The 26,989-nt window shown below is 62.8% G+C and carries 26 protein-coding genes; 15 read left to right on the top strand and 11 right to left on the bottom strand.

Annotation, left to right across the window (positions count from 1 at the left end):
* Positions 1–13: 13 nt before the first annotated feature.
* Entirely contained in the window at positions 14–901 is an 888-nt protein-coding gene (locus AC3LB0_RS02750; RefSeq protein ID WP_488649635.1) for a sulfurtransferase, read from the top strand.
* 15 nt (positions 902–916) lie between these two features.
* The gene (locus AC3LB0_RS02745) at positions 917–1,363 is read left to right on the top strand and encodes a SufE family protein (protein WP_488649634.1); all 447 of its coding nucleotides are present in this window, start codon (positions 917–919) and stop codon (positions 1,361–1,363) included.
* 13 nt (positions 1,364–1,376) lie between these two features.
* Here the strand turns inward: AC3LB0_RS02745 and AC3LB0_RS02740 are convergent, their stop codons facing one another.
* Positions 1,377–1,910 carry a MarR family winged helix-turn-helix transcriptional regulator gene (locus AC3LB0_RS02740; RefSeq protein ID WP_488649633.1) on the bottom strand — a complete coding sequence of 178 codons (534 nt, stop codon included), beginning with the start codon at positions 1,908–1,910 and terminating at the stop codon, positions 1,377–1,379.
* 102 nt (positions 1,911–2,012) lie between these two features.
* Between AC3LB0_RS02740 and AC3LB0_RS02735 the strand changes: the two genes are divergently transcribed.
* Genes AC3LB0_RS02735 through AC3LB0_RS02725 form a run of 3 tightly spaced genes read left to right on the top strand, consistent with a single transcriptional unit; the run spans position 2,013 to position 3,504 of the window.
* Positions 2,013–2,624, top strand: a complete 612-nt coding sequence (locus AC3LB0_RS02735; protein WP_488649632.1) for an LUD domain-containing protein — start codon at positions 2,013–2,015, stop codon at positions 2,622–2,624.
* Positions 2,624–3,034 (top strand): hypothetical protein, encoded by a 411-nt coding sequence (locus AC3LB0_RS02730; RefSeq protein ID WP_488649631.1) that lies wholly within the window; start codon positions 2,624–2,626, stop codon positions 3,032–3,034. Before AC3LB0_RS02735 ends, AC3LB0_RS02730 begins: the two co-directional genes overlap by 1 nt.
* Positions 2,989–3,504: a VOC family protein gene (locus AC3LB0_RS02725; RefSeq protein WP_488649729.1), complete on the top strand. Its 516-nt coding sequence runs from the start codon at positions 2,989–2,991 to the stop codon at positions 3,502–3,504. The genes AC3LB0_RS02730 and AC3LB0_RS02725 overlap by 46 nt, the downstream gene beginning before the upstream one ends.
* Before the next feature lie 21 nt (positions 3,505–3,525).
* On the opposite strand, the gene AC3LB0_RS02720 is transcribed toward AC3LB0_RS02725, so the two are convergent.
* Both AC3LB0_RS02720 and AC3LB0_RS02715 read right to left on the bottom strand, forming a co-directional pair.
* On the bottom strand, positions 3,526–3,666 hold the full coding sequence (locus AC3LB0_RS02720; protein WP_488649630.1) for a hypothetical protein: 141 nt from the start codon (positions 3,664–3,666) through the stop codon (positions 3,526–3,528).
* A 54-nt stretch (positions 3,667–3,720) separates the two neighbouring features.
* Positions 3,721–5,166, bottom strand: coding sequence for a hypothetical protein (locus AC3LB0_RS02715; RefSeq protein ID WP_488649629.1), 1,446 nt, complete (start codon positions 5,164–5,166; stop codon positions 3,721–3,723).
* Positions 5,167–5,303: 137 nt separating this feature from the next.
* On the opposite strand from AC3LB0_RS02715, the gene AC3LB0_RS02710 reads away from it, so the two are divergent.
* The 5 genes from AC3LB0_RS02710 to AC3LB0_RS02690 all read left to right on the top strand — a co-directional run bounded on the left by AC3LB0_RS02710 (position 5,304) and on the right by AC3LB0_RS02690 (position 9,404).
* Complete coding sequence (locus AC3LB0_RS02710; RefSeq protein WP_488649628.1) at positions 5,304–6,149, top strand: SAM hydrolase/SAM-dependent halogenase family protein; 846 nt, start codon at positions 5,304–5,306, stop codon at positions 6,147–6,149.
* 146 nt (positions 6,150–6,295) lie between these two features.
* Complete coding sequence (locus AC3LB0_RS02705) at positions 6,296–7,216, top strand: ABC transporter substrate-binding protein (protein ID WP_488649627.1); 921 nt, start codon at positions 6,296–6,298, stop codon at positions 7,214–7,216.
* Positions 7,217–7,228: 12 nt separating this feature from the next.
* Positions 7,229–8,035, top strand: a complete 807-nt coding sequence (locus AC3LB0_RS02700; RefSeq protein ID WP_488649626.1) for an amino acid ABC transporter permease — start codon at positions 7,229–7,231, stop codon at positions 8,033–8,035.
* A complete protein-coding gene (locus AC3LB0_RS02695) occupies positions 8,035–8,817 on the top strand; it encodes an amino acid ABC transporter ATP-binding protein (RefSeq protein ID WP_488649625.1) in 783 nt (260 codons plus the stop codon). The genes AC3LB0_RS02700 and AC3LB0_RS02695 overlap by 1 nt, the downstream gene beginning before the upstream one ends.
* Before the next feature lie 47 nt (positions 8,818–8,864).
* The gene (locus tag AC3LB0_RS02690) at positions 8,865–9,404 is read left to right on the top strand and encodes a hypothetical protein (protein ID WP_488649624.1); all 540 of its coding nucleotides are present in this window, start codon (positions 8,865–8,867) and stop codon (positions 9,402–9,404) included.
* On the opposite strand, the gene AC3LB0_RS02685 is transcribed toward AC3LB0_RS02690, so the two are convergent.
* Positions 9,367–10,599 (bottom strand): glycosyltransferase family 4 protein, encoded by a 1,233-nt coding sequence (locus AC3LB0_RS02685; RefSeq protein WP_488649623.1) that lies wholly within the window; start codon positions 10,597–10,599, stop codon positions 9,367–9,369. The genes AC3LB0_RS02690 and AC3LB0_RS02685 overlap by 38 nt on opposite strands.
* Positions 10,600–10,699: 100 nt before the next feature.
* On the opposite strand from AC3LB0_RS02685, the gene AC3LB0_RS02680 reads away from it, so the two are divergent.
* The 3 genes from AC3LB0_RS02680 to AC3LB0_RS02670 are packed head-to-tail and all read left to right on the top strand — an operon-like array spanning position 10,700 to position 14,169.
* Positions 10,700–11,680, top strand: a complete 981-nt coding sequence (locus tag AC3LB0_RS02680; protein WP_488649622.1) for a nucleoside hydrolase — start codon at positions 10,700–10,702, stop codon at positions 11,678–11,680.
* A gap of 14 nt (positions 11,681–11,694) precedes the next feature.
* Complete coding sequence (locus AC3LB0_RS02675) at positions 11,695–13,191, top strand: saccharopine dehydrogenase NADP-binding domain-containing protein (RefSeq protein ID WP_488649728.1); 1,497 nt, start codon at positions 11,695–11,697, stop codon at positions 13,189–13,191.
* 51 nt (positions 13,192–13,242) lie between these two features.
* On the top strand, positions 13,243–14,169 hold the full coding sequence (locus tag AC3LB0_RS02670) for a hypothetical protein (RefSeq protein WP_488649621.1): 927 nt from the start codon (positions 13,243–13,245) through the stop codon (positions 14,167–14,169).
* On the opposite strand, the gene AC3LB0_RS02665 is transcribed toward AC3LB0_RS02670, so the two are convergent.
* The 3 genes from AC3LB0_RS02665 to AC3LB0_RS02655 are packed head-to-tail and all read right to left on the bottom strand — an operon-like array spanning position 14,170 to position 17,759.
* Positions 14,170–15,429 carry an MFS transporter gene (locus AC3LB0_RS02665; RefSeq protein WP_488649620.1) on the bottom strand — a complete coding sequence of 420 codons (1,260 nt, stop codon included), beginning with the start codon at positions 15,427–15,429 and terminating at the stop codon, positions 14,170–14,172.
* A 53-nt stretch (positions 15,430–15,482) separates the two neighbouring features.
* The gene (locus tag AC3LB0_RS02660) at positions 15,483–16,595 is read right to left on the bottom strand and encodes an AI-2E family transporter (protein ID WP_488649619.1); all 1,113 of its coding nucleotides are present in this window, start codon (positions 16,593–16,595) and stop codon (positions 15,483–15,485) included.
* Positions 16,596–16,604: 9 nt separating this feature from the next.
* A complete protein-coding gene (locus AC3LB0_RS02655) occupies positions 16,605–17,759 on the bottom strand; it encodes a P1 family peptidase (protein WP_488649618.1) in 1,155 nt (384 codons plus the stop codon).
* A gap of 35 nt (positions 17,760–17,794) precedes the next feature.
* Here AC3LB0_RS02655 and AC3LB0_RS02650 point away from each other — a divergent pair, with 35 nt between their 5' ends.
* Together AC3LB0_RS02650 and AC3LB0_RS02645 are read left to right on the top strand one after the other, a co-directional pair.
* Positions 17,795–18,595 carry a hypothetical protein gene (locus AC3LB0_RS02650; protein WP_488649617.1) on the top strand — a complete coding sequence of 267 codons (801 nt, stop codon included), beginning with the start codon at positions 17,795–17,797 and terminating at the stop codon, positions 18,593–18,595.
* Positions 18,596–18,599: 4 nt separating this feature from the next.
* Entirely contained in the window at positions 18,600–20,609 is a 2,010-nt protein-coding gene (locus AC3LB0_RS02645) for an acyltransferase family protein (RefSeq protein ID WP_488649616.1), read from the top strand.
* On the opposite strand, the gene AC3LB0_RS02640 is transcribed toward AC3LB0_RS02645, so the two are convergent.
* Genes AC3LB0_RS02640 through AC3LB0_RS02625 form a run of 4 tightly spaced genes read right to left on the bottom strand, consistent with a single transcriptional unit; the run spans position 20,606 to position 26,971 of the window.
* Entirely contained in the window at positions 20,606–21,397 is a 792-nt protein-coding gene (locus tag AC3LB0_RS02640) for a TrmH family RNA methyltransferase (protein ID WP_488649615.1), read from the bottom strand. The genes AC3LB0_RS02645 and AC3LB0_RS02640 overlap by 4 nt on opposite strands.
* A gap of 15 nt (positions 21,398–21,412) precedes the next feature.
* A complete protein-coding gene (locus AC3LB0_RS02635; RefSeq protein WP_488649614.1) occupies positions 21,413–22,357 on the bottom strand; it encodes a glycosyl hydrolase family 18 protein in 945 nt (314 codons plus the stop codon).
* On the bottom strand, positions 22,357–25,062 hold the full coding sequence (locus tag AC3LB0_RS02630) for a serine hydrolase domain-containing protein (protein WP_488649613.1): 2,706 nt from the start codon (positions 25,060–25,062) through the stop codon (positions 22,357–22,359). The genes AC3LB0_RS02635 and AC3LB0_RS02630 overlap by 1 nt, the downstream gene beginning before the upstream one ends.
* A gap of 46 nt (positions 25,063–25,108) precedes the next feature.
* Positions 25,109–26,971, bottom strand: coding sequence for an ABC transporter ATP-binding protein (locus AC3LB0_RS02625; protein ID WP_488649612.1), 1,863 nt, complete (start codon positions 26,969–26,971; stop codon positions 25,109–25,111).
* Positions 26,972–26,989 lie beyond the last annotated feature (18 nt).

Here is a 26,989-nt window from a genome sequence, read left to right as displayed (position 1 = left end):
TAAGGAGAGCAAAATGAGCAAGGTACCTCTCGATCCAACGCCAAAGTTCCAGGAGTACGCCACTCCAGGCGCACTCGTCTCAACTGAATGGCTTGCCGCCAACCTGAACACACCAGGGCTGGTTGTGGTGGAGTCAGACGAAGACACGCTCCTCTACGAAACGGGGCACATTCCGGGGAGCGTCAAGGTGGACTGGCACACCGACCTGAATGACCCCGTGTCTCGCGACTATGTCGGACCTGAAGACTTTGCGGCGCTGATGTCACGCAAGGGGATCGGCCGCGACACCACCGTAGTCTTCTACGGCGACAAGTCAAACTGGTGGGCCGCCTACGCCCTCTGGGTCTTCCGCCTCTTCGGCCACACCGATGTGCGCCTTCTTGATGGCGGTCGCCAGAAGTGGGAGGCGGAGGGTCGCGAGATGACCAAGGTTGTGCCGACGCACGCGGCCACAAGCTACCCGCTCTCTCCGCGAAACGACAGTGATCTTCGTGCCTACCGCGAACAGGTGATCGAGCACGTCGGCGCCAAGGGCTGCATGGTGGACGTCCGTTCACCACAGGAATTCAGTGGCGAGCTGACGCACATGCCCGACTACCCACAGGAGGGGACGCTCCGTGGTGGCCACATCCCAGGAGCGAAGTCTGTCCCGTGGAAGCGAGCCGCCAATGACGACGGCACATTCAAGGGGGTCGCCGACCTTCGCGCCATTTATGAGGGTGAAAAGGGCCTTGCGGCGGACGACGACGTCATCGCCTACTGCCGAATTGGTGAGCGGTCGAGCCACACCTGGTTTGTGCTCACCTACCTGCTCGGCTTCAAGAACGTCCGCAACTACGACGGGTCGTGGTCGGAGTGGGGCAACGCCGTTCGACTTCCGATCGCCGTCGGCGCCGAATAGGCGCCGCGCACACACATGTCGGACGCGGCCGCAGCACAGCTTCCACCCGGACTCGCTGCGGTCGCTGCCGACTTTGCCGACACGCCTCGCGAGATGCGCCTCGAGCTGCTGCTCGAGTATGCAGATCGGTTGAAGCCACTTCCAGAACCGTACGCGTCGCAAACCAACCTGATGGAACGCGTTGAAGAGTGCCAGTCGCCGCTCTTTGCGATCGCGGAGGTGGTCGGTGACAGCGTGCGGATCCATGCGACGGCACCGCAAGAGTCGCCAACTACCCGGGCGTTTGCATGCATCATGCAGCTCGGCCTTAGCGGCCTTACACCAGAAGAGATTCTCGCCGTGCCGGCCGCTGCTCCACTCCAGCTGGGCCTGACGGAGTTAGTCTCGCCACTTCGCATGCGCGGCGCAACGGGGCTGCTCGCACGGATCCAGCGCCAGGTGCGCGCCGCAATCAGCGCCTGATCAAGAGATCTCGCTAGGTCGCGTCGCGCGTGCGATCGCTGTTCTTTGCGGCAATCTTTAGTAGGTCGCGCGTCAGTCGCTCCATCTCACTCGCCGGCAGCGCGCCGCCAAAGCGCTCGGCGACGGCGGCGAGGTGCGCGGGCGCAACGGCCTTGAACGTTCGCACGCCGAGCGGCGTAAGGGTCGCCCAATGCACCCGACCATCTTCGGTGCAGCGGCGTCGTGTCACCCAGCCATTCACGGCGAGTCGGTCAATACGTCGTGTGAGTCCGCTCTTTGAAATCAGCACGGCGTCTGCCAGTTCGCTCATACGGAGCCGGTAGTCCTCGGATCGCACGAGCTGCGCCAGCACATCAAAGTCGGCGAGGCTCATGCCTGACGAGTCCATCAGTTCTGAGGAGAGGGCGCGCGTCACTCGGCCATAGGCGGTGAGAAGGGCGATCCAGGCGCGGGCGACCTTTGGGTCAAGTAGTTTCGACGCGTCGGTACCGAGCACTGCAGAGAGTGCGGTAATTTCGTTGCTGACCGGATCGCTTGTTGTTGCCATTGCTTGCAATAGTTGCACTTGCAATCATTTCAGTCAAGTAGTATATTTGCGTCTGCAACTACCTGAGCGTTCGCACAGGAGTAGATATGAAGGGGGTCCACGATGTCAGCAGCACGTTTTAAGCAGGTGGCCGACGCCGCCAATATCGATCGCGCCGTAGCGGCGCTCAACAAGCACGGCTTCTCCGCCACAGTGGTCGCCGACGGCGCTGCTGCCAAAGCTGCCGTCCTCGCCTTGATCCCAGCAGGGTCTGAGGTCTTCACCTTCACCTCGGCAACGCTCGACGCGACCGGTCTTACCGAAGCGCTGAATGCCGCTCCATACAAGAGCCTGCGCGACAAGATGTACGGGCTTGATCGAAACACCCAGAGCGCTGAGATGCGCGCTATTGGTTCGGCTCCAGCGTTCGCCGTTGGCAGCGTGCACGCCGTCACCGAAACGGGCGAACTGATGATTGCCTCGGCGACCGGCTCGCAGCTCCCCTCGTACGCCTACGGCGCAGGCCACGTGGTCTTCGTGGTTGGTGCACAGAAGATCGTGAAGGATCTTGCTGAGGCAACGGAGCGCATCGCCACCTACACCCTGCCGCTTGAAGATACGCGTGCACAGGCCGCCTATGGCGTGAACAGCGCGATCAACAAGACGCTGACACTCCATGGCGAGTTTCCAGGTCGCATTGACGTGGTGATTGTTGCCGAGGAGCTCGGCTACTAATGCTCAGGGCAGTGAATCGCGGCGCGGCACTCGCGGTCATCGTCAACTTCGCCCTCTGGGCAGTAGCGTCGATCGCGGGTGTCGTGCCGTCAATCGCTGACACGATCCCAACAGTGGCGGGTGTCGCTTTCGCATCGTCTGGCGGCGTTGCAGCGGCTGGCCTTGTGGCGCGGATCTTTGTCGGCGCATGGCGCCGGTACCTGTGGGATCGCGCCGCACTTATGGTTTTGCTGATGTCACTCGGCTCGCCAATCGCTCTAGCAATTGGTGTGATCCCGGTATCACCGATTGATCCGACTAACGAGCTGCTCCTCTCGTTTAAGGAGGGGATCGCGTTGATCTACGGTGTGATGCATTTCACGACATACTTGGCGGTACAGCGCACGGTTGCCAAAGAGTTCAGTGCGTAAGTTCCTTTGGCATCTCACGCCTCAATCACGCCGTCCTCTTCGTTCGCAGCGCCAAGGCCGCCTCTACGTTTTACACGCGGGCGTTCGGCTTTGTTGAGGTGAGCGAGGAGTTCGGCGGGAGGGCCATCTTCATGCGCTCGGCAACCACCACAAACCATCACGACCGTGGCCTCTTCGAAGTTGGGCTAGACGCGTCACGCCCACCGCGCGGTGGGACTGGTCTCTACCACCTGGCATGGGAGGTGCCGACGATGCGCGACCTCGCCGCCGCAGCGCAAGCGCTTGGCAAACTTGGTGCCCTCTCTGGTGCGAGTGATCACGAAGTTAGCAAGAGCCTCTGTGGCGCAGAAACAGACGGTAACGAGTTCGAGATCATGTGGCAGGTGCCGGCCGCGTCGTGGGGCGAGTACGCAGAACACTCGGTGGTGCAGCCGCTCAACCTCAAGGCGGAGCTTGCCCGCTGGGGGTGAACCCAGCGGGCGCTCAGCGCGTTACGGAAGAGTGACTGGCGCCGAGGAGACCAGAGCGCCGGTATCTTTGCGAGTGACGACGACGATGTAGCGGGTGCCGCGCTGCACCTTCCCCGCTGTACTCCCCGTCGTTTTCTTCGTTACGGTGAAGTAGAGACTCACGTTGCTCCCCTTCGCCGACGTCTTCACGCCGATATAGGTGAGTGCACTGGATACCTATGAGGTGGAGGCCTTGAACAGCTTCACCGTGCACCCGTACTTCTTGCAGGTACCGTTCGCCGTACTTGTTGAAGTGCTCGTACTACCGCTGGCGACCGTGATCTTGTAGGTACTTCCTGAGAGTTTGGCCGACGGTGCCTTCAGCGCACCCGACTTAGGCGCGACCTTAAACTTCGGAGCAGAAAAGGTCATTCCCACGATGTCGATCAGCACACCGTCTGTGCCTTGGACGTCGCTCGTCCACTCGGTAAACGTTGTGTCACCGTCAAAACAGCCTGTACCGCAGCTGCCTTCGCGGACAGTTGTGAATAGCGCCGATGGCGTCGCAGCGGCAGGCACGGCGGTTCCATCCGTAAAGGACGGCACGCCGAGCTGTTGCACGAGTGCGCTTGCCGGAATCACGGCGTGCTTCTTTCCATACGGCACATCACCTGCCGAGGTTCCTGTGTGCAGGTAGTGGCTTGATGCTGCCGCATACTTCAAGATCGGTAGATTTGTGGTTGGATCATTCGCCACTTCGACCGAGCCCATGATCGCCCCTTCAGTGGCGAAGAGTGCGCCAGTCATCGCCGCCGACATCGTTGCGTCAAGGCTGAAGACCATTTCAAACGTCAGCCAATCACTATTAGATCGGTTGACAGCACATGCGCTGATCGGCACTGTGGTGCACAGATGCGTGTCGTAGGTTTCGTTGCTGTCAATGATTGGCCTTGATGCCAGCTTTGCATGAACTTCAATAGAGGCCGTGTCGAGGCCGAGGTCGGTGGTTCGCCAATATGACGGGATCCCGTTCATCCAGGTCCAGCGCAGTGATTTGCCAATGGAATTGAGGTTAATCTTTAGATTCACTTCGGTATCAGCGTCAATGGTAAGTGGATTCCCCTCATTATCTGTTAGCGTCACATCGTTGTGCGGATTTTGCCCATCGTTTGGGCTGGTGAAGTTGTACCCTACCTGCCCTGAACCCTTCCGATAGACCAGCGTGACACCGATGCGATTCGGCGTGGCGTAGCAGTTAGTTGTTTGGGGCGATGGAAGCCGATCTTTATCGCACAGGTTAAACGGGGCGAGGACGACTCCAATCTTGCCCACGCCGCTGCCAAGTGTGGTCGTTGTGTCACCGGCAGAGATGATTGACGTTGTGGTTGCACCATTTTGAATGGTGAGGCTCTCGACAAACGGTCGGAGCGTGAGGGCACCTTCTAGGTCGTACCAATTTCCAGGTCGTTCATCGCTGCCCAGATCATCATTTGAATAGTCGAGTTCCTGCTGATCGGGCATGCCATCACAGTTGTAGTAGCCGTACGTCGTCGAGCATGAGCCCCACGGGCTCGCATCATCAACATAGTTTGGGTTCTCTGCCGCTACGGCGGGTGAAGCGGCTGGCAGCAGTAGTGCGACTGAGAGCGCGAGGGTCGCGATTCGTGATGCGTGACGGCGCATGGTTCAACCTCCCATCACTGGGGGCCGCAAGCGCAGCCTGGCTAGCCCAGTTACGTGGAACTAATATCCCCTCCCCTTCCCTGTTTTGTGAAGGAGTTTCGTAGAGCAAATGTCCCATCTCGGCTACGCTGCTGGGCATGAGCTTTGATTCACTCGGTCCACTGCACGCACAGCCGCGGCTGGTCACCTTCACGACCGACTTTGGGCTGCGTGACCCATCTGCCGGGGTCCTTTCGGGCGTGGTGCTCGGCATTGCGCCGGAGGCCCGTACCCTCGACCTCACCCACGCGATTCCCCCCTATGACGTGGAGGCGGGAGCCGAGGCGCTCGTTGAGTCGCTCGTGCACCTGCCGATCGGCGCCCATGTGGCGGTGGTGGATCCGGGCGTGGGCACCCAGCGCCGCCCGATCGCCATTCGTTGTGGGCGTGGTGACGCCCTGATCGGCCCAGACAACGGCCTCCTGTTACCTGCCGCAGCGGCACTTGGCGGCGCGGTGGCAGCGGTGATCCTTGATGACGAGCGCTGGTGGGGCTCGAGCCGCTCACACACCTTCCATGGCCGCGACCTCTTTGCCCCAGTGGCCGCGCATCTTGCCGCAGGGGTCCCATTCGGCGACCTCGGCACGCCGATCTCCCCGAGCGACCTCGTTCCAGCGACCAAGCTCCCGATCGAAATCGGCGCGGGTGTCCTGAACACATCGGTTCGTATCGTGGATGGCTTCGGCACGCTGGTGCTGACGGGCGATCGCCAGGCGATTGAGGCGTCGATCGGTGCCCTGACCTCTGGGGATCCGCTGAAGATCAGCGTGGGCGATAAGCAGCTGACGACCGTCTGGGCGAGCCGCTTTGGTGACGTTCCTGAATCGGAGCCACTTTGCTACATCGATTCGGCTGGGCGGCTCGCCCTGGCGATCAATCGGGGCAGCGCGGCGGAACGATATGGTGCGGTTCGCCGAACACCGGTGGTCATTACCCGCGCGTAGGTGCCCTGAAAGGGTCTACCCCCCTGCTATCCTTCCGCTCGTGGGGACACAACGTCGACGGCGCGCCGCGCGCCGATCACCGCCCCACCGTCGCACTGACGCTGTGTCAGGTCGTCGCCAATAGCGGCTGTACAGGAGGTATGGATATGAGCACAACGCGCTCTCGCATCGCAACTGGCCAGACCACACGTATGGCGGTCGTGGTCATGGCGATGTCGATGCTCCTCGCCGCCTGTGGCGGCACCGCAGCTTCACCATCAGCATCTGTTGACGCTTCATGCGCAAAAGAGACGTTGACACTGAAGACCGCGGGGAAGCTCACCCTCTCCACCGACAACCCGGCGTATAGCCCATGGTTCCAGGGTGGTAACGAGGGCGCCACGGTGTGGGTCGGTGATTACAACAATGATCCAGCAAAGGGTCAGGGCTATGAGGGCGCGGTGGCATACGCCGTTGCCGCAAAGCTTGGATTCACTGCAGACGAGGTTGTGTGGATTCACACCACCTTCGATGCATCCTTCGCGCCTGGCGCAAAGGACTTTGACCTCTTCCTGAATCAGGTCTCGATCAAGGCGGAGCGCGCCGAGGCCATCGATTTCAGCAGCGGGTATTACGACGTTGCCCAGGGTGTGGTGACGATCGAGGGTTCGCCAATTGCTGGTGCAACGAGCATTGCCGATCTGAAGACGGCGAAGCTTGGCGCGCAGATCGGCACGACGAGCCTCGATGCGATTAATAACGTCATCAAGCCAGACACTGAAGTCGCCGTGTTCAACACGAACGACGAGGCTGTTGCTGCGCTGAATGGCGGCATTATTGACGGCATCGTGACCGACGTTCCAACTGCGTTCTACATGCGTGATGCACAGCTCACCGGCGGCATCATCGTTGGGCAGCTCCCTTCAGAGGGTGGTGCACAGGAGCAGTTCGGCATCGTGATCGAGAAGGGCTCAGCACTCACGGCGTGTGTTTCGGCTGCTGTCGACGCCCTCAAGGCTGACGGCACGTTTGCGGCACTGCTCACGGAGTGGATCGCGGACAAGGCGAGCGCGCCAGTCCTGAAGTAAGCGAATCGCACGATGACGGCGGCGAGGTCGGCCCGTAAGGGAACCCTCGTCGCCGTCATCAGCACACTCGCCGTCGCGACACTCGTCGCGATCTCCATCGGCTCATCGCCGAGCTGGCCACTCGTTCAGAAGGCCTTCTTCGACGGAACCTACTTCTCCTCCTCCCTCCCGGATGTGATTGGCGCATTCGCCATCAACATCCAACTCTTCGTGTTGGCGGAGATCCTCATCCTGCCGCTCGGGCTCCTGATTGCACTGGCGCGATCGATCACCAATCCAGCCTTCACACCGCTGCGGATTTTCGCGACCATCTACACCGACTTCTTCCGTGGCGTGCCCAGCATCTTGCTCATCTATGTGCTCGGCTTCGGCGTGCCTGCGCTGCGCCTCCCTGGCGTGCCGAAGGAGCCCTTCTTCTGGGCACTTGTCACATTGGTGCTGATCTACAGCGCCTACGTGAGTGAGGTCTACCGCGCCGGCATTGAATCCATTCATCCATCGCAGGAGCGCGCCGCACGTGCGCTCGGCCTGACACGCTTCCAGGCGCTGCGCTACGTCGTGCTGCCACAGGCGCTGCGACGTGTGGTGCCACCGTTGTTGAATGACTTTATTGGCCTACAGAAAGACACGGCGCTGGTCTCAATTCTCGGTGTCGTGGAAGCCTTCAAGCAGGCGCAGATCCTGAAGTCGGCGAACTTCAACTTCACGCCACTCATGGTGACCGCGGTGATCTTCCTGGTCATCACAATCCCAATGACGCGCCTCGTTGATCGCCTCGCTGCGAAGGATCGCGCGGCACAGCAGGGGGGCACCCGCTGATGGCCCGCAAGGCGACGAAGTTGGGGGCCGCGCCGGTGCTGGAGTTGCGCGGCGTCTCGAAGCGCTACGGGCGCGCGCTGGTGCTCGACAAGATCGACCTCTCGCTCGCCGAACACGAGGTCGTCTGCCTCATCGGCGCATCGGGTTCGGGGAAGTCAACGCTGTTGCGCTGCGCCGACCTTCTTGAGCCGATCGACGCCGGCAGCATCGCCCTCGGCGATCGCACGGTGAGCGCTGATGACCGCGATGCAGACGCGACGCGACGTCAACTCGGAATCGTCTTCCAGGGGTTCAGCCTCTTCCCGCACCTCACCGCACTCGAGAACGTCGCCCTTGCGCCGCGCGTCGCACTCGGCCTGACTGCCGCTGCGGCGGAGAAGCGTGCCCGCGCACTCTTGAAGCAGCTCGGGCTTGCCGCAAAGGCAAACGCCTATCCCGACAGCCTCTCCGGTGGGCAGCAGCAGCGGGTTGCTATTGCGCGCGCGTTGGCGACCGAGCCGAAGGTCTTGTTGCTCGATGAGATCACGAGCGCACTCGACCCGGTCTTAGTTGCCGATGTGCTTGAAGCGCTGCGTGCGCTGGCCAAGGGCGGTGCAACGATGTTGATTGCCACCCATGAGATGGCGTTCGCTGCCGATGTTGCCGATCGCATCTGCTACCTAGAGGGCGGACGCATCATTGAGCAGGGCTCCCCAGAGAAGATCTTCAAGGCACCGCGAGACCCACGCACCCGCGCATTCCTGAAGCGTGTGCGCTCTGTCGGAGCAAGCGCCCTCCGCTAACCAGCCGCGATACGCCTTCAATACTGGGCTCACGATAAAGTGAATCAATGAGCCGTATGTATCGCGTCAAGATTGCTGGGCGTTGGACCGAGGCGCCAAAGTGGGCGCTCGACCTCCCTTTTGAAGTTCGCCCGATGCGTGGCTTTACCGTCGCTGCCTGGCCACACTGGCGCCCCACCCTCGAGTTGCTCGCGAGTGCGACGGCACGTGCCAAGCGCAAGCTCGAGTGGGTGCGCATCCACGACCACACGGGGACGCGACGTGAGCCAGCACATCCATTCGGTTGGGTGATTACCGAAACGGGCGAAATGTTCCTCTGCTCCTACGACAAGGGGACGGCGCTCCATGAACTAGCGCACCTCATTAGTGGCGATTCGCATGGCGATGCGTGGGCGAAGAAATGCTTCAATCTGCACCGTACCTGGCTACGAGGCGCCGCGATTAAGGCGGCCGACCTTGAGGTGACGCGCTACCTCTCTGGGCGACGTGAGTGGAAACGACGGTTTGGCGAGCGACCGCCGAAGCAGCCGGTGCCGAAGAGCTCCTGGGTTACCGAGGGTCGACGGGCGGCGGCAGCAGGGCGGTAAGTCGCTGCACGTAGGCGGCACCAGCCGCCTCCCAACTGAGGCCACCACGAATCGCTGCGAGGCCAGACTCAATGCGGCTCGCACGTTCTGCTGGATCTGACGCTAGTCGTCGAATCACGGCGGCAGCCTCCTCCTCACTCCCCGATGTGTAGCGTGCGACTGATGTTTCAGGGACAAGATCGTCAAGGGTCTTGAGCCGTGTCCCCAGTACGAGGCGTCCGCTGGCCATCCCCTCAAACACCTTGTTGGAAATGGAAAGGTCGGTGAACTCATCGAGCCGCGTTGGTGCCAGTGCAATATCGGCGCCACGAATAAGCGCCGGTACCTCTTCAGATGGAATGCGACCGAGGAACTCCACAGCATTCGCAACGCCAAGTTCTGTCGAAAGTTCACGAAGTGCCTGCTCGCGATCACCGCGACCCGCAACGACCAGGCGCACCGGGAGCGGCGCCGGTGCTGCGCGAAGGAGCGCGACGGCGCGAATGATGACGTCAACCTCGTAGATCGGGGTGAGTGCGCCGGTATAGACGAGGCGAAGCGTTCCATCTGCCATCCAGGTTCGATCGCCTGCTGCGGCGGCGGCGAAGCGTTGTGTCTCAGGGACGTTGAGGAGCACCTCCACCGCATCTGCGCGTCGCGGGGCGATCTTGGCCAGACGATCGCGCAGACGGGGCGCGGTGACAAAGACCCAGTCAGCGATCGCGATAGAGCGTCGTTCGGCAAACGCGACGAGCGAGACCATTGCTCGCGCAGCCACTCGCGTGAGGAGCGAGCGCGACGATCGCGCGAAGCGCATCCGGAAGAGCTCTGGAGACGCCTCGTGCAGATCGAGGATCAGGCCGATGCGGTGGCGTCGGCGCAGTGGCAGTGCCGCGAAGACGAGCCAGTCTGGAACGCTATTTGCATGGACCACATCAATCGGTCGCTCACGGTCAACGCGGAGCAGTTCGCGTGCGGCCAGCACGGCGAAGCGGCCGTACTCAATCACGTAGGTGCTGATCCCGGCCCCCTGGTGCCGCTGGACCGGCTGTCGGTAGAGCTGAGCGCCGTCAAGCTCGCCCCGTGCAGGATCACCGTCACGCTGAAGGGAGATGACGCTGACGTGCCACCCGGCGGCGACCGCGGCGCGGGCGGCCCGCCGAACGCGCGGATCTTCATCTACGTACGAGTGCACCACGAGTGCCAGGTGCGGCATGAACTCCCTCGCCTTCTCTAAATATCTGGGCGATCGTAGCAGGGGCTTGGCGCACGTCAGGCACGCAGGTGGGGGGCAGAACCCGTACACTCTCCCCCTTATGGAACGCCGAAAGATCTTGCTCGACGCCGACGTGGGGATCGATGACGCGATCGCCATGCTCCACCTCGCTGGGCGCAGCGACGTTGAGCTACTCGCCGTTGGCAGTGTGCACGGCAACATCCCCTCAGACCTTGCCGCCACCAACGCCCGGCGCCTCCTTGAGCTCTGCGGCCTCGACGACGTGCCGGTCGCCATTGGTGCGCGCCGACCGATGGCGCAGCCGCTAGCCACCGCCGAGTGGGTGCATGGTGAGGATGGCCTCGGCAATACGAACCAGCCCGCGCCAAAGCGCGGACCTGTTACCGAGGATGCCGTCTCGCAGATCCTTCGCCTAACGCGTGAGATGCCCGGAGAGATCGATCTCCTCGCCGTTGGCCCACTCACCAACCTCGGGCTCGCCCTCTGCCTTGACCCAGAACTTGCTGGGCGCGTGCGCTCTGTTGTCGTCATGGGTGGTGCGATTGCCCACGAAGGGAATGCCTCCGCAACCGCTGAGGCGAACATTTGGCACGACCCTGAGGCGGCGAACCTTGTCTTTGGTGCCGAGTGGCCAGTCACCATGGTTGGGCTTGATGTGACCCAGGTCACGCGCTTGCGCACCAAGGAGCTTGCTGACATCGAGGCGCTCGGCTCGGTGCGCTCAAAGTTCGCGTTGAAAGTGTTGAGCCACTACCTCGATGTCTACCAGCGAACGTTCGGCACGCGCGAGTGCCCGCTTCATGACCCGCTCGCTGCGGGCATCGTCGCCGACCCCACCTACATGACGGAGTGGCTCGATCGCGCCGTTGAAGTGAATACCGCTGGCCCAACGCGCGGCGCAACGATCATTGATCGACGCGCCTGGATGGCGCCCGCCGCCGATGCCCGTGAGACGCGTGAGCGAAACGGCGGCAAGGATGCCACCCCACCCCTCGTACGAGTGCCGATGAAGGTTGATGGTCCGCGCTTCGTCGCCGACCTCATTGCCTCGCTGAAGTGACATCTAACGCGCCGATGGTTGCGGCAGCGGTGCCGCGCCCGGCACGGACACTGGTTCTCGGTTGTGGCTCGATCGGACAAGCGGTTGTACCGCTGCTGATCCGTGACCTTGGGCTTGATCCCCACTCCGTTCGGGTCGTAGAGATGACCGATACGCGCCACCGCATCGCCGACTCCATCGCGGCAGGGGTGACCTACGAGCAGGCCGCCCTCACCCGAGAGAACCTCGCCAGCTTTCTAACTGAACGACTGTCGAGTGGAGACCTACTCCTTGATCTGGCGTGGAACATTGATGCCAACACCATCATCGGCTGGTGCCGCGCCGCTGGCGTGCGCTACTTGAACACCAGCGTCGAGGTGTGGGAGCCGTACACCGACATATCCGAACAAGAGCCGATCTCGCGAACCCTCTACGCCCGTCATATGGCGATGCGCGAGATGATCAAGGGCTGGGGAGACAACAGCGGCCCAAGCGCGATTGTGGAACACGGCGCAAATCCAGGGTGGGTGAGCCATGAAGTGAAGTTTGCGCTCGAAGAGCTCGGCGCGGAAATCCTTAAGCGCAACTTACTTGCTGGTGCTGCGTGTGAAGCACTGACGACCGCGCTAGCTGCAGGCGATCATGCACGCATGGCGGAGGCGTCTGGCGTCAAGGTGATTCAGATTGCGGAGCGCGATACGCAGCACACGGATCAGCCGAAAGAGGTTGGAGAATTCGTCAACACCTGGTCCGGCGAGGGCTTCTACGAAGAGGGGGTTGCGCCTGCGGAACTAGGTTGGGGAACACATGAGCGCACCCTTCCACCGCGCGGTCTTGCACATACGGGCGATGGCCCCCGCAATCAAATTCTTATTCAGCGCGCTGGCATGGAGACGCTGGTGCGCACCTGGGTTCCTGGCGCAGATCCCGCTCGCGCCGCTCAGGAGGGGCTCCCAACGATCGGCATGCTCATTCGACACGGTGAGGCGTTCACCATGAGCGACTGGCTCACCGTACGAACTGCGGATGGTGCGGCGCAATACCGGCCAACCGTCTATTACGCCTACTGCCCATCGGACTCAGCCATCGCCTCGGTACATGAGCTTCGTGGCAATAACTGGAAGCATCCGGAGCGGTTCCGCCTGCTGAACAACGAGATCACTCGGGGCGAAGACCGCCTTGGCGTTCTGTTGCTTGGTCATCCGCTCAAGGCGTGGTGGAGCGGATCGCTCTTGGGGATTGATGAGGCACGCTTAAACTTGGCAGGGCACTCGGCCACAACGCTGCAAGTTGCAGGCTCGGTCATTGCTGCAGTGGCGTGGCTGCTCCGGCATCCGAGCGAGGGGCTGCGAGTACCCGACGAACTACCGCACAACGAGCTCCTGGCAGACATTCGCCGCTACATCGGCACACGATGGTCGGGCCCCGTTGATTGGACCCCGCTCCAGGGTCGCCTCGTGCTCTTCCCTGATCCCGCCCACCCGCTCCCTACCGACCCATGGCAGTTCGAGGCATTTCAGGTCGTAGATTAGGCACCTCACACGTGCCACGCTGCTGGCACGCGCTCCTGCCAGACTAAGAAGATGAAGAGGACTCAGCGCACCCCTTGGCTTGCGACCGCAGCCCTGGTCGCCCTGGTCGTTAGCTCAATTGCCGCTCCACGAACGTTTGGCTGGGCTGCTGGCTTGGCCGCTGCGGCCGACGAAGAGCCGATCGACGGGGATCCGATCGCCGACGAGAGCACCGATCCCAATGAGAGCGTGGCGCCAGATGAGAGCCTCGATCCTGATGCCTCCGCCCCTGTTGAGGAGGAGCCAGAGCCTGACCCGGGAGAAGATCCAGGAGACGAGGCCGATCCTGACGCGGACGATGGCGAACGTGGCGATGTTGAAGTCTCACCAAGTGATGAGCCGACCACGCCAACGCCACCAGCTCTTACGCTCGGCGACCTCCTCGCCGCTGCCACCGCCAGCACACCGTTTGATGCCGACCTCGCGCTGCAGATCTTGCAGGACTATGCGCCACCGGGCGCACGCGCCATTGAGGTCGCAGATCGACAAACCTTCCACAACGCACGTATCTACACCATCCGCGAAGTGCGTAACTGGTCGCGACTTCCGCAACTTGGCACGTCGAGCTCGACCGTATGGATGCGTTTCGTTGGCGGCTCAGAGCGCACGCCGTTCGCGGTTGCCGCTGGGCGAGATCGCACCGATCCACGAATCAGCAGCGTACGGGTGCGCGAGGGGCGAGCATCGCGCGGGAATCCCGCCCCATATCTTCTGACGATTGCTGGCAGTGACACGGGCACTGGCACCGTTGCCGTTGAGGTGCGGGTTGGGTACGAGAAGCCACTCAGGTTCGCCGCTGGTGATGAGATTGAGATCGGCCCCTTCATGAAGACTACGGGCGGCAGGGTTGTCTTGTTGATGCGTGGCGTCACCGTTGAGGTGCGCCTGATTGATGCAGCTGCGAACGAGAGCTCCTGGCGCCGGGTGCGCCTCCCCTAGCTAGAGGATCGTCCGCCACCGCGCCGCTGCGTACGCCGTGGCGATGAGTGCCAGCCCACCTGCAACGATCAGCGCGCCTGGTGCCCCGATCAGTGACACCACCGCACCTGTCCCGAGGCCTCCGATTGGCGTGGAGCCGGCAAAGACCGTGGTGTACACGCTCATCACTCGACCGCGTAGCGCTGGTGGCGTAGAGGTCTGAACCGAAGCGTTCGCAGTGGCGGCCATGGCAATTGCGCCGAAGCCAGCGCCGAAGAGTGCGATGCCGGTGATGACAGCGGCCCACGCTGCTCCGCTCCCGCTCACAACGCCAGCCACGATGGAGAGCGCTCCGAGTGCAGCTGCGCCATTAATGACGACGATAGTGCGCGGCCGACGCAGCATGGCGACCGCGAGCGCCCCGCTCAACGAACCGAAGCCTATCGCGGCCATGAGCAGGCCAAGGCCCGGCGCACCGATCTCCAAAACGCTACGAGCGAGGATAGGAACAATCACGTTGAAGTTCATCGCCACGCCAGAGATTACGCCGATTACAAACACGCAGAGTGCGATGAGCGGCGTGCGTGCCACAAATCGCACCCCTTCTGCGAGGCTGATCAACACATCGGCAACAGTTCGCGGACGAGGGGTGCGTGGTGCGGGGCGCAGCTCTTCGGCGCGCATAAAGAGGAGCGCCAGCAACACCGCAAGGAAACTGGCGCCGTTTACCGCGAAGCAGCCAGCAACGCCGATGACGCCGATCAGCACGCCACCAATCGCCGGGCCAATCACGCGGGCACCATTGAACATCGCCGAGTTCATCGCAACGGCGCGACCAACCTCATCTTCAGGAACCATCTCGCTAAAGAACGATTGCCGAACAGGCATGTCGATGGCATTGACGACGCCGAGAAGGACGGCCATGAGGATCAGCAGAGGCAGTGTCATGAGCCCAGTAGCTACCAGTACTGCCTGCAGCATGGCGAGGACCATCAGGCTGACCTGTGTCCCCATGAGTGCGCGGTGCTTGGGGAGCGCGTCGGCCAGTACGCCGCCGAAGAGGCCGAGGACCATCACTGGGGTGAACTGTGCGGCGGCAACGATGCCGAGCCATGCCGGTTCGTTCGTCAGTTCGGTGATGTACCAGGCCTGTGCGATCGACTGCATCCAGGTGCCCGCCAACGAGACGAGTTGCCCGAACCAGAAGAGGCGGTAGTTTCGATGGCGAAACGGCCCACGCCAGGCTGGGGTGATGCGAGATCTGCTTCGTGTATTCGGCATCGCTAGAGGCTACACCTGCGCGGATCTACTCCTCGCCGGAGCCGCGGGTTGGGCTAGCGACGCTTGCTCTTTGTGGCTCGCTTCACCGTTTTTGCGCGGGCTGGGGGCTCATCGCGGCGAATTGCGGCAACGGCAGCAACGACTGGCAGGGCGAAGATCGCGCCAAGGACGCCGCCCACGAGCCCGCCGATGCTGCCGGCGACGAAGACCGTGGTTCCTGAGAGGCGCAGCACGCCGTTCATCAGTCGTGGCGCGAGCTGCGTGGCGCAGAGGAGCCAGCCCACAATGATCACTGCTGAGCCGGGTAGTACGTAGGGGCCGGCGGCGAGGATCGAGAGGGCGAGTGGCGGCAGCACCGCAGCGCCTTGCCCGATTGATGGGATCGCCATGACGATGCCACTGAGCACTGCGGCCAGCAACCCGTCCGCTCCAGCAATCGTGGCGCCGACATATACGACGACGCCGTAGACGAGCCCGAGTACAACATGGCGACCGATAAACCGTCCAATGATCTCTTCGAGAATCTTGCGCGAGCGCTGTGCGCTGCGCACTCGCCCGCGCGTCGCGAGTCCATCGACAGAATCGAGGTGGGCGGGATTCGCCGAGAGGATGACGCCGATACCGATCGCCAAGATGAGTGGGCCGAGCGCACCAATCGCGCCAGCTGCCACCGCCGCAATGTTTGACTGCACCGATGCCGCCAGTTCGCGGATGGCGAGAATCACCGTCGTTGCCAGGGGAACAAGATCAACGGTGAGCCCGACGGAAGCGAGCAGGGCGGTCAGACGCCCAACCATCGCGCCTACATCGGCTGGCGTTGGCTCTGGCCCCGCGATGATGCCACCCAACGATCGGGCGAAGGCGATCGCAAGCTCAATCGCAATGATGATGACGGGGATGGCGCCGGCAATCCATACAAGCAGGGCTGCCCGTGTACGCGTCCAACCGCGCGCCACCAGCCGGTCGATTGGCGCATCGGCCAGGGCGGCGAGGAGCCACCCGCCAGCAAGCGCGTAGAGGAGCGGCCCTTGTGCTGAGATGAGGGTGGTGACGACGCCAAGTCCCGCCATGGTCGCCACCAGCGCTCCGCTAGCGAGCGCTACCCATGCGATCAGGCGAACAGTCTGTGGCCACTCATCGCTGCGAAGAGGATTCGGCAGATTCATGGGCTGATCTTAGTCCAGCGCTGCGCGCACGATATCGAGCGGGAGCGCCACGGCGGTGGCGCCGTCGGCACCGCTCATGCTTTCAGCGGCAAAGAGCGCATCCAGGATCGCCGACTCCGTCGCGTCAGCGGTCGCCTCAAAGAGCGCGGAGAGATGCGCGTTGACCACCATCGTGATCGAGGTTTCGAACGGCTCTTTCGCCTCAAGGTCTTCTGCGGGGAGGTGCCCATTCGCCGTGCTGAAGCTCAACACGAGATCGCCTGACGAGTGTTCGCCGACACCACCGACACGGCCGATTCCAATCACCGCTCGCTGCGCGAGACGATCAAGCTGCATCGGAAGGAGTGGTGCATCGGTGGCCACGATCACAATGATGGAGCCCGCTCCCCCGCGGGGATCATCGGGCTTCGGTGCGGCGCCGAGCCTTGTCTCCCATGGAAGTGGGTAGTGCTCGGTCGAGAGCGGACCACCGGGAGCGCCGAGCGACTTCCCCTGCAGCGTTAGCCGGTGGCGGCGGCCATGGTTTGCCTGAACGAACACCCCAATGGTGTACCCGCCAAGTTCTGCGGGGAGTCGACGACTGGACGTTCCATTACCACCCTTAAAGCCGTGACAAATCATGCCGGTCCCACCACCCTGATTGCCACGCGGCACGAGTGCGCCATCTGGAAGTGCAGCCGCAGCATTGAGCGCCTGTTGCGCGTGCACAGCGGTGACATGGAAACCGTTCACGTCGTTCAGCACGCCATCCCATGTTTCACCGGCGACAGGGAGGCTCCATGGTGGTGCAGCTGGCACGTGATCTAGCGACCAGGCGATCATCGCGTCATGAACCACGCCGACCGAATGCGTATTCGTGAGGCAGATCGGCGAGGTGAGAAGTCCAGACTCGCGAATCCATTCCAGGCCTGTGAGCTCGCCGTTTCCGTTCAGTCGATGGGTGCCAGCAAAGAGCGGGTGTCCCATCTCGGCGAGCGGGCGGGGAAGAATGGCGGTGACGCCGGTGCGAATCGGTCCAACGCCGCGCTCGAGCGCGCCTTCACCCTTGACGATGGTGGTGACAGCAACACGCACTCCTGCCACATCAGTAATTCCGTCCGTTGGGCCAGGAGTAAACCGGCCGATGCGGATTCCAAGGTCGGTGGCTCGAGTGTCTCGTGGCATGGGGGTAGTGTGCCATCCCGCACTACACTCTCCCTATGTTGCCGCCGACCAAGCCCAAGTCCCGCACTCCGCGTGAGCGCATGCCGTTTCGGCATATCGGCTCAACGATCCTGCTTGCTACCTCGTTCATCCTCGCTGCAGGCGCTCTCGTCACGTGGGGGATCGATCAGCAGATCGGACCATGGGCCCCAGGCGGCGTGGTGGTCGTCACTGAGGAGCCATCGGTCGACCCAAGCGGTGATGGCGGTTCGCCAAGTCCTGAGGTCGACCCCTCCGACCCTGCAGAACGAGCGCGCACCACGCCACCACCCCTCCCGCCAGTCGATCCAAGCCTGCTCGTCCCATCAGTCGCCGGTGACCCTGTTCGCGTCTTGGTGAGCGGCGTCTGGATCAACCTTCCCGTCGTCCGCCCACCACTCGAAACAGATGGCTCGCCACGATTCCCCTGGTGTCGTGTTGCCGAGTGGATGCCGAACAAGGGGAAGGCCGACGGCAAGACGGGCATCCTCTTTATCTATGCGCATGGTCGCTACTGGGAGTTCGGCGGCCTTCTCGACAAGACGCCAAAGCAGATGATCGGCCAAATCATCGAAGTGGATGTGCTTCCGAAAGTTGCTGGCGCGACGCTGCTCCGTCTGCGCTACCGCGTGACGGAGGTGCGACAGCACATCTCCACATGGGCCGACATCGCTGATGTGCCGAACGGTCGGGTGATCTTGCAAACCTCTGAAACAGATCGCAGTGATGGACCGAAGATGGTTGTCATTGGAAAATACATCGATACGACAACCTCGACGCGGCCAGTGCCAGTATCAAAGCCACAGATCTGCGAATAGCCTGATGCAGGCTCCAAAGAACACCGCCGAGTTCCGCCCCGACATTGAGGGGCTACGAGGTATCGCCATCCTTCTCGTACTGCTGTTTCATGCGGGGCTCCCGTGGACGCTGGGTGGGTTCATTGGCGTTGACGTCTTCTTTGTGATTAGCGGATTCCTCATCACCGGCAAGCTGTGGCGTGAGTCACAGCAGCCTGGTGGGCTCAACATCGCCAAGTTCTACGCGTGGAGAATCCGTCGGCTCCTCCCAGCGGCTCTCGTCGCCGTGGCGCTCATCTCACTGGTTGGGCTACTGATTGCTGCGCCGCTCGATCGCAGTGAGTTGGCGGCAGATGGCGCAGCTTCGGCGCTCTCAATCGCCAACATGCGCTTCATCGGTTCGGTGGACTACTTCGCGCCAACCTTGAGCCCATCACCCTTCTTGCACTTCTGGTCGCTCAGCGTCGAAGAGCAGTTCTACCTCGTCTGGCCGGCGCTTATCGTACTCCTCACCTGGCGTGGCGGCAGTTCTCGGCGCCTGATCGCGGCGCTCCTCATTGGTGTCGTCGCCTCCTTTGCACTCAGCATGTGGCTCACCGACGCCTCCCCTGCGCGCGCCTTCTACCTGCTGCCGACGCGTGTCTGGCAGCTTGGGGTTGGTGGCCTGCTCGCCCTCGTCGGTGTCGTAGGCACCTCGCGTCGCGCCGGTGCCCTCGCGTGGGCCGGCCTTGCCGCGGTCGCCGTTGCGGGGGTGGCACTCACCGCTGAGATGCCGTATCCAGGGCTCGCCGCCCTCCTCCCCACCGCAGGCGCCGTCGCGCTGCTCTACGGCGGTGCTGCGCCAAGCGGACCGGCACGCCTCCTCGCCGCCGCACCACTCCGTTTCCTCGGCAAGATCAGCTACTCGCTCTACCTCTGGCACTGGCCGCTGCTTGTGCTCCCCATCATGTTCCTCGAGCGCGCCCTCACCGGCGTTGAGATCGTGGCCTCCGTCGCTGCAGCGATCGGCGTCTCGTGGCTGAGCTGGCGCTTTGTTGAGCAGCCCTTCCGCTACGGAGATCGCTCACGTCGCGCCACCTCATGGAGCGCCATTCGCATTGGCGTCGCGGGCATTCTCAGCGTGGCCCTCTTTACGCAAGGACTCGCCGCTGCTCTCCCCTCGTCAACTGTTGCCGTTCAACCAACACCGGGCCCTTCGGGCTCACCGGCACCGAGCCCCTCGGGCTCGCCGGTGGCGAGCGACGGCCCGATCACGCTGCCAGCAGATCTAACCCCATCGCTGACATCGGCGCGCGATGACGAGGAGCGGCTACGCGGCGACGGCTGCCTCGCATTTGAGCGCGTCACAACACCGCCGAACTGTGTCTACGGCGTCAAGGGATCAGCGATCACCATCGCCCTCGTTGGCGACTCTCACGCCTCGCACTGGTTCCCCGCAATCGAAGCGGTCGCGCTAGAACGCGGTTGGCGTCTGCTCACGTTCGTGAAGGTGTCGTGCTCGTTCACTACTCTCGTGCAGCGCAACTTGGCGCTGAAGCGTGAGTACCGTGAGTGCACCACGTTCAACGAGGCGACGGTGGCACGCCTCAATCAAATCAAGCCAGCACTCACGATTATCGTGAATCGCCGCACCTTCCGGCCAATTGACGGCGATATCACGTCAGCGTTGGCTGGAGCTGCGCTTGGCGAGATGGTCGCCCGCCTCCCGGGAGCAACGGCGATCCTTGTCGATACGCCAGACCCTGGTCGTGATGTTCCCGCCTGTCTCTCAAAGCACCCTGATGATGTTCGTGCGTGCCTCTTCACGCAAGACGATGCAGATAATCGTGAGATCGGTGTTGCAGAACGTGTGGCGGCCGAGGTTTCAGGGGCGTTACTGATTGATCTGACGGGCGAGATTTGTGCCGCATGGCCCTGCTCGCCAATTGACGAGACTGTGCTGATTTACCGCGATGAGGATCACATGACAGAAACGTTCTCGCGAAGTCTCGCCGCTCCACTCGGCGTCGAGATCGCGAAGCTGCTGCCGCGCTAGCGCTGCGCTCGCTCCGCTGCGTAGAGCATGATCGCGGATGCCACCCCAAGGTTGAGACTCTCAGCGGTTCCAAGCATCGGAATCAGTGCCGCACTGGCACAGGCGCTGCGCAGATCGGCGCTCAGCCCGTCCGCCTCGGTGCCGATCACGATCGCCGTTGGCGCTGCGTACGAGAGCTCGCTGTAATCGGATGCGCCGTCGAGTGCAGTGGCGACGGTGCTCCCTGGCCAGCGCTTGAGCAGCGTGACCGCCTCCTCGTGTGTCGCGCGATAGATCGGCACCGTAAAGATCGAGCCCATCGTGGCGCGCACCGTTTCAATGGAGTACGGGTCGCACGTGTTCCCCACAAGAATCACGCCACCAGCGGCGCAGGCATCGGCGCTGCGAATGGCGCTGCCGAGATTGCCAGGGTCGCGCGGTGCTTCGAGCATCAGCCAACGTGCTGCGCGGCTCGGGTCGAGGCTCGTCACTGATTGGGTCTCTGGCGCAGGGTCGGCATAGACGGCGAGCTGCTCCTGCGGGTTGTCGCGTCCGGTGATCTTTGCCAGCACTTCGGTCGTCACCGAGAACGACTCGCGAGCGTGGCTCGTTCCGCCGTCGATGGGGGCGCGCAGTGGTCCGGCGGTCAACAGCATCTCGGGGATCCAGCCCGCGGCCGTGGCGGTGACGATCGTGCGCTCACCCTCAGCCAGGAAGAGGCGCTGCTCGTCGCGCCCCTTCGGCGTGCGCAGGGCGCGCAGCCCCTTCACGACCGGGTTGGAGAGGCTCTCAATGCGCAGTGGTTGCATGGGGGGAGGATACCCCTAGGGGGCGACGACGGTTTCGCCAATCACGCGTAGGAGTGAGTCGCTGCCGAGCGCATCCTGCGATAGCTCCCAGATCATGATGCCGCCCACTAACTGCAGGGCGAGCTCTGTCTTGCGCCGAATCGTGGCTGGCCCGTTGTAGTTCTGTTCAATATCTTGAAAGAGGACTCGGTCACCGCTGGCGGTCGCTGGGTCGTTTGCGAGCAGCGTGCGATAGGTGGCATTCCCTGGCCGAGCGTAGAACGGTACGCCGAGCACGAGCTTGTCTGGATGAATGCCTCGGGCAAGCCAGCTCGCGATCGAACGTTCGGCCATCGCATATGACGAGTGATCACTCCTTGGCCCGTCGTACGCCATGAGGTTGATGAAGTCGAGATGCCCAACGGCATCAGTCGAGATCCCATCCGCGTCCGTGGCATCGGCAAGCACTGCCGCAGTGACGAGCGCCCCCGCTGGGAGCGCCGAGCGGAAGGCGATTGCAAGGGCGGCGAAGTTTGCCGCCGAAGCACCAGCGTTCGGATACTCCCAATCGATGTCGATGCCATCAAGCTCATAGGTGTCGCAGAACTCCGCTACGCGCTGTGCGAGCTTTTCGCGGATTGCCGGATCAGCAGTAAGCGTCTCAAACTCCTTATCCCAGCCCCAGCCTCCAACGGCAATGAGCACTTTGACGTCATGCTTCTTCGCTTGCGCAACGACCGCGCGCAAATGATTCGGCGCGCCGAACGGCCGCGTCGTGCCGTTCGCCCGTGGAATCAGGAACGAGTAATTGATGTGCGTCAGGAGTGAAAAGTTGATCGCAGCAATGTTGGCGGCGGGCGTCACATACCCAACGACCTTGAACGGTTGCGTTCGCGCGGTCGGAGACACTGAAGCCGAACAACCGATGAGTACGAGTGCAAGAGCGACAGCGCTCCATGCTGCTCGAACAAAGTGCCGCATTAGCGAAGCGTCTTCACGGTGCCAAGATCAACGCGCGGCGATGGCCCAGCCGGTGCGGACCAGGCAACGAGCGTCACCTTGTAGGTGACCCCCTTCACGAGGCTGGTGATCGTGCAGTGCGCAGGGGTTCCTGCGGCTGGGTTGACCGTAGATCCAGCAACCGTGCAGCTGCGCGTCGTCCGACCCTTTGCGGTGGCGGTGGCGATCCAGCCGCTTGCCAGAGTTGAATCAGCAGGGAGCGTCCAGTCAACACGAATGGTGCCGCGACCCGCCGTGAGCGTTGCGCCAACAGGGGCGGCAGGCGCCTGGGTCGCCCAGACGCCGATGCAGCGCCCGCCGTTGCCGCCAGGAGATGCACTGCGCACTCGTGTGGCGGCGTACACCGTTCCGAATGCGCTCGACGCGAGGGCGTCGGGCTCAATCGCAAGCCCTGTGCCGATGGTCGTGTACCGCTGCGTGATGGGATCCCACACGGCGAGGTTCGGTGAATCCAGCGCGCCGGCTTTTGCAAAGTAGCCACCAACGGCAACGGTGCCGTCGTCGAGTGTGGCCATCGCCGTTACCCATGCCGTGCGTCGCGGGTAACTTACGCCACCACCCAACGCGATCCAGCCGCCGGGGGCGGCGGGTTCAATCCTCTGGATCGCTTCGCCATACCAGCCAACACCACGCCCGATCAACGGGTGGCCGAGCGAATCAATGACCATGCTCGTCGGAAGGTCAGAGAAGAGGCGAGCATCACCGATCGTGCTCCACACTTTTGTTGTCGGGTTCCATGTCGATACCAGCCCATCAACAAACCGACCGGCGGCGTAGACCGTGCCGTCGCCTGCGAGTGCAGCGGTGACAACGTCAGATTTGAGTCCGGTGCCAAGGGCGAGCCATCGCTTTCGTGCTGGGCTCCACGTTGCAATGTTTGCCGAGGTGACGCCGCCCGCGCGCGTAAAGTGGCCCCCAATCAGCAGGTTGCCGCTCACTGCATCTAGCGAGAGTGTTCTGACTGAAATTCCTTTTCCGCTGAGCCCCGTGCCAACCTTCGACCAGATGCCCGTTTTCAGATTGAACTGAGCGATCCCGACGACGGCAACACGACGGTTCCCCCGCGTCACACTACTGAAGTTGCCAGCGACGTAGAGGAGATTTCGAGAGGCATCGACGGCGAGCGCGTATACCGAGGCAACGCGTCCGGCAGAGGTTTTCAAGTTTGCGAGTGCCTGCCACGCACCGGTCCGTGGATCGCGCACGGCGAGCCCCGCCACCGTCTTGCCAGCCGCTTTCGTGAGCCCAGTGCCGCCAACGACGAGGCGCCCGCCGGGGAGCTCGACCATCGTTGTTGTGCTCCCCACCCAGCCGGCGGAGGAGCCGAGGGCGATCCAGCGCGCCGCCAGCGCATCACTGCTACTGCTCGGCGTGGGGTCACCGCAGTAGTCGGCGGGGAGGACCACCGGCGCATCGGGTGGCTCCGGGTCGCCACTGTCGGCGGCGGTCAGGCGTGGCACGCCGCTCCCGTCAACGGCGGGCTGATCAATCATCTTGAAGAGTTCCAGCACAAGGTCATCGGCGAACGAGTCCGTCGTCGGTGAGCCGTTCGCCACGGCGGCGATGGTGATCCCCAGTGCGGGGACTCGGTGCAGAGAGCTGGTCACACCAGAGAATCCACCGTTGTGACCGTAACTCCGCAGCTCTCCGAGCCAGGTTCGATCGACTTGCGTGCCGTAGTTGTAGAGCCACGATGACCAGGTCTGATAGGCGATCCCGTTCATTGCGAGTGTCGCCTCCCCCTCGGTAAGTCGGTTGCCCCAGAAGAGTTCGCCGAAACGAGCAAGATCACGCGGCGTCGAGAACATGTCGCCCGCCCCACGCAGAATGGTGCCAACCGCCTTACTCGGCCCCCAGCTCACGAAGCCGTACGGCTTCCCGCCAATGTGCGGCCGGGCCGCTCCAACTTTTGGCCCCCATCCTGTTTCGGTCATGCTCATTGGATCAAGGATCAGCGACTGCACCAATGTCTTCCAGGCAACACCTGTCGCACGTTCGGCGGCAATCGTGACAAGGGTGAAGCCCGAGTTTGAGTACGAGAAGCTCCCTACGGTTGAGGGTGTCAAAAGTCCCTGCACCGCAGTCAGCGGCGTCACCTTCGCGTTCTGATTTCTGCTCAGCCAGCCCATTCTGGAGTCTTTGTCGGTCAGCCAATCGCTCATGCCAGATCGGTGCAAGAGCAGCTGCGCGATGGTGGCCGAAGGCGCCACCTGGGCCTCAGGGACAAGCGTTGATGCGAGCGTGCTCAGCGGCAAGATTCCACAGTGATCAAGGAGCAGCGCAACTGCGGCGGTGAACGCCTTGCTCGTACTCGCGATCGCAAACGGCATCGATGGAGTCACGGTGCGCCTGCTCTTGGTGTCGCCAACGCCAACGGCGGCGGTGAGGCTGCGACCGTCGTCCCAGCGGATGGCGACCGAGACCCCTGGGTGGCGAGTTCGACGCGCCTTCTGCCAAGCGACGACTTTGGCGGTGAGGGTCTTTGCAAGGGTGGGGTCAACTGCGCGCGCTGGCGAAAGTGGCACGGGTCGCGCCGCACAGGTGCGCCAGTCCACCGGATCCGTTGCGGACGCCGGTGTTGCAGCTTGGCCGGAAAGGCTGACCGCAGCAATGAGCAGCGCGAGGCAGAGGCGAGTGACGGGGCGCAACATTGCGGTGAGAGACATAGGTGGATTCTAACGGCTGGTGATCACCGCCCGCTGGGCCCAGTAACTACGCGTGTAGCCCGAACTGCACCGCCGCGAGTTCGGCGTAGAGGCCGCCCTTTGAGCGCAACTCCTCGTGTCGACCGCGCTCCACAATAGCGCCGTGGTCCAAGACGATGATCTGATCTGCTGACGAGACGGTGCTCAGCCGGTGCGCCACGGCGATGGTGGTGCGGCCCGCCATGGCGCGCTCAAGTGCCTGCTGCACATGACGCTCCGAGACCGAGTCGAGTGCCGAGGTCGCCTCGTCAAGCAAGAGGATTGGTGGGTCTTTCAAGAGCACACGGGCAATGGCCAGACGCTGACGCTCGCCACCGGAGAGTTTGTAGCCGCGCTCGCCCACGACAGTGTCGAGCCCCTGCGGCAGCTCCTTGATACGTTCCGCCAGCGATGCACCCGCAAGTGCTGCGAGGATCTGTGTGTCGGTCGCCTCTGGGCGCGCATAGAGCAAGTTGTCGCGAATGCTCGCGTGCAGCAGGTGCGTCTCTTGCGTCACAACGCCGATCATCTCGCCGAGTGACCGCAGCTTGATCCCGCGCACATCCACGCCATCGAGTTGCACTGAGCCCGCGCTCACATCCCAGAAGCGCGGAATCAAACTCAAGATCGTGCTCTTTCCTGAACCCGATGGGCCAACGAGAGCGGTGAGGCTCCCTGGCTCGGCGGTGAACGAGATGTTGGTTAGGCCGAAGGAATCACGCCTCTGCCGACCCTGCCCTGCTGGCGGCGCCGGGTAGCGGAAGCTCACCTCGTGCACGGTGACCTGCCCGCGAACGCCCGCACGTGTCAGCGTGATCGCGTTCGGTGAATCGACGATTTCTGGAACCAGATCGAGGTAGGCAAAGATCCGCTCGAAGAGTGCGAGGCTTCCACCGATCTCGACCTGCAGACCGAGCAGTGAGGCGAGTGGGAAGAAGAGTCGGCTCTGCAGCGTGGTGAAGGCGACGATGTCACCGATCGTCGGAGCATCTGGTGCGCCAGCAACAGAGAGTGAACCGGCAGCGAAGTAGACCAGCGCTGGAATGCCGCTGAAGACCACCTGCACCACCACGCCAACCCAGCGGCCGGTGAGTGCTTGGCGGAGTTGCAGCGTGGCGAGCTCGTCGGAGCGTTGAGTGAAGCGCTCGGCACCAGCCTCAGAGCGACCGAATGATTTCGCCAAGAGTGCGCCGCCCACGGAGAGGTGCTCTTCGGCAATTGCCGTGAGGTCGGCGAGCGCCGTCTGTACCTCGCCACTCGCCTTGCGGCGGGCCGCTGAGGCTTTTGAGCTCAAGAAGAGGAAGAGCGGCGCAACGGCAACGCTTACTGCCGTGAGGCGCCAGTCAATGATCGTCATCGCCACCAACGTTGAGGCGACGATGGCAATGCTTGAGGCGAGGTTCGCCGCCGCGTCGCTGACGACCGACTGCACCCCCGACACGTCGTTGGTGAGGCGGCTCTGAATCTCACCGGTGCGCGTCTCTGAGAAGAAGCGGATCGGCATCGACTGCACGTGGGTGAAGAGCGCATTGCGCAGGTCGCGCATCACGAACTGACCAACAGAGGCGGTGAGCCACGCCTGGGCGAGCCCGATGCCGCCGTTGATGATCGGCACCACCACCATCAGCCCGGCGTAGAGCGCCAGCAGGCCAAGATCGCGCTGTGGAATCGCCTCGTCGATGAGGAGCTTTAAGAGGTACGGGTTGGCAAGCCCCAAGATGCTCGACCCGAGGATGGCGAGCCCAATAACGCTGAGTCGCCCTCGATATGGCCCGAAGAACTTCGCCGCTCGTCGTAGCAGCGGCAGTGCCGCCCCAGCCGGCTTCGTTGGGCCGCTCGCGTCGCCACCGAACATATGGCCACCGCGCCCAGGACCCATGCCGCCACTCATGCGGGCACGGCGACGCGG

Source organism: Candidatus Limnocylindrus sp. (assembly GCF_040397235.1).
Classification (GTDB): domain Bacteria; phylum Chloroflexota; class Limnocylindria; order Limnocylindrales; family Limnocylindraceae; genus Limnocylindrus.
The sequence above is the reverse complement of the archived record's forward strand: the minus strand, read 5'-3'. Positions and strand labels throughout refer to the sequence as shown.

What these genes read in the sequence shown, in the direction of transcription:
- AC3LB0_RS02750 (WP_488649635.1), top strand. Translation starts at nt 14, where the DNA reads ATGAGCAAGGTACCTCTCGATCCAACGCCAAAGTTCCAGGAGTACGCC.
- AC3LB0_RS02745 (WP_488649634.1), top strand. Translation starts at nt 917, where the DNA reads ATGTCGGACGCGGCCGCAGCACAGCTTCCACCCGGACTCGCTGCGGTC.
- AC3LB0_RS02740 (WP_488649633.1), bottom strand. Translation starts at nt 1,910, where the DNA reads ATGGCAACAACAAGCGATCCGGTCAGCAACGAAATTACCGCACTCTCT.
- AC3LB0_RS02735 (WP_488649632.1), top strand. Translation starts at nt 2,013, where the DNA reads ATGTCAGCAGCACGTTTTAAGCAGGTGGCCGACGCCGCCAATATCGAT.
- AC3LB0_RS02730 (WP_488649631.1), top strand. Translation starts at nt 2,624, where the DNA reads ATGCTCAGGGCAGTGAATCGCGGCGCGGCACTCGCGGTCATCGTCAAC.
- AC3LB0_RS02715 (WP_488649629.1), bottom strand. Translation starts at nt 5,166, where the DNA reads ATGCGCCGTCACGCATCACGAATCGCGACCCTCGCGCTCTCAGTCGCA.
- AC3LB0_RS02710 (WP_488649628.1), top strand. Translation starts at nt 5,304, where the DNA reads ATGAGCTTTGATTCACTCGGTCCACTGCACGCACAGCCGCGGCTGGTC.
- AC3LB0_RS02705 (WP_488649627.1), top strand. Translation starts at nt 6,296, where the DNA reads ATGAGCACAACGCGCTCTCGCATCGCAACTGGCCAGACCACACGTATG.
- AC3LB0_RS02700 (WP_488649626.1), top strand. Translation starts at nt 7,229, where the DNA reads ATGACGGCGGCGAGGTCGGCCCGTAAGGGAACCCTCGTCGCCGTCATC.
- AC3LB0_RS02695 (WP_488649625.1), top strand. Translation starts at nt 8,035, where the DNA reads ATGGCCCGCAAGGCGACGAAGTTGGGGGCCGCGCCGGTGCTGGAGTTG.
- AC3LB0_RS02690 (WP_488649624.1), top strand. Translation starts at nt 8,865, where the DNA reads ATGAGCCGTATGTATCGCGTCAAGATTGCTGGGCGTTGGACCGAGGCG.
- AC3LB0_RS02685 (WP_488649623.1), bottom strand. Translation starts at nt 10,599, where the DNA reads ATGCCGCACCTGGCACTCGTGGTGCACTCGTACGTAGATGAAGATCCG.
- AC3LB0_RS02680 (WP_488649622.1), top strand. Translation starts at nt 10,700, where the DNA reads ATGGAACGCCGAAAGATCTTGCTCGACGCCGACGTGGGGATCGATGAC.
- AC3LB0_RS02675 (WP_488649728.1), top strand. Translation starts at nt 11,695, where the DNA reads ATGGTTGCGGCAGCGGTGCCGCGCCCGGCACGGACACTGGTTCTCGGT.
- AC3LB0_RS02670 (WP_488649621.1), top strand. Translation starts at nt 13,243, where the DNA reads ATGAAGAGGACTCAGCGCACCCCTTGGCTTGCGACCGCAGCCCTGGTC.
- AC3LB0_RS02665 (WP_488649620.1), bottom strand. Translation starts at nt 15,429, where the DNA reads ATGCCGAATACACGAAGCAGATCTCGCATCACCCCAGCCTGGCGTGGG.
- AC3LB0_RS02660 (WP_488649619.1), bottom strand. Translation starts at nt 16,595, where the DNA reads ATGAATCTGCCGAATCCTCTTCGCAGCGATGAGTGGCCACAGACTGTT.
- AC3LB0_RS02655 (WP_488649618.1), bottom strand. Translation starts at nt 17,759, where the DNA reads ATGCCACGAGACACTCGAGCCACCGACCTTGGAATCCGCATCGGCCGG.
- AC3LB0_RS02650 (WP_488649617.1), top strand. Translation starts at nt 17,795, where the DNA reads ATGTTGCCGCCGACCAAGCCCAAGTCCCGCACTCCGCGTGAGCGCATG.
- AC3LB0_RS02645 (WP_488649616.1), top strand. Translation starts at nt 18,600, where the DNA reads ATGCAGGCTCCAAAGAACACCGCCGAGTTCCGCCCCGACATTGAGGGG.
- AC3LB0_RS02640 (WP_488649615.1), bottom strand. Translation starts at nt 21,397, where the DNA reads ATGCAACCACTGCGCATTGAGAGCCTCTCCAACCCGGTCGTGAAGGGG.
- AC3LB0_RS02635 (WP_488649614.1), bottom strand. Translation starts at nt 22,357, where the DNA reads ATGCGGCACTTTGTTCGAGCAGCATGGAGCGCTGTCGCTCTTGCACTC.
- AC3LB0_RS02630 (WP_488649613.1), bottom strand. Translation starts at nt 25,062, where the DNA reads ATGTCTCTCACCGCAATGTTGCGCCCCGTCACTCGCCTCTGCCTCGCG.
- AC3LB0_RS02625 (WP_488649612.1), bottom strand. Translation starts at nt 26,971, where the DNA reads ATGAGTGGCGGCATGGGTCCTGGGCGCGGTGGCCATATGTTCGGTGGC.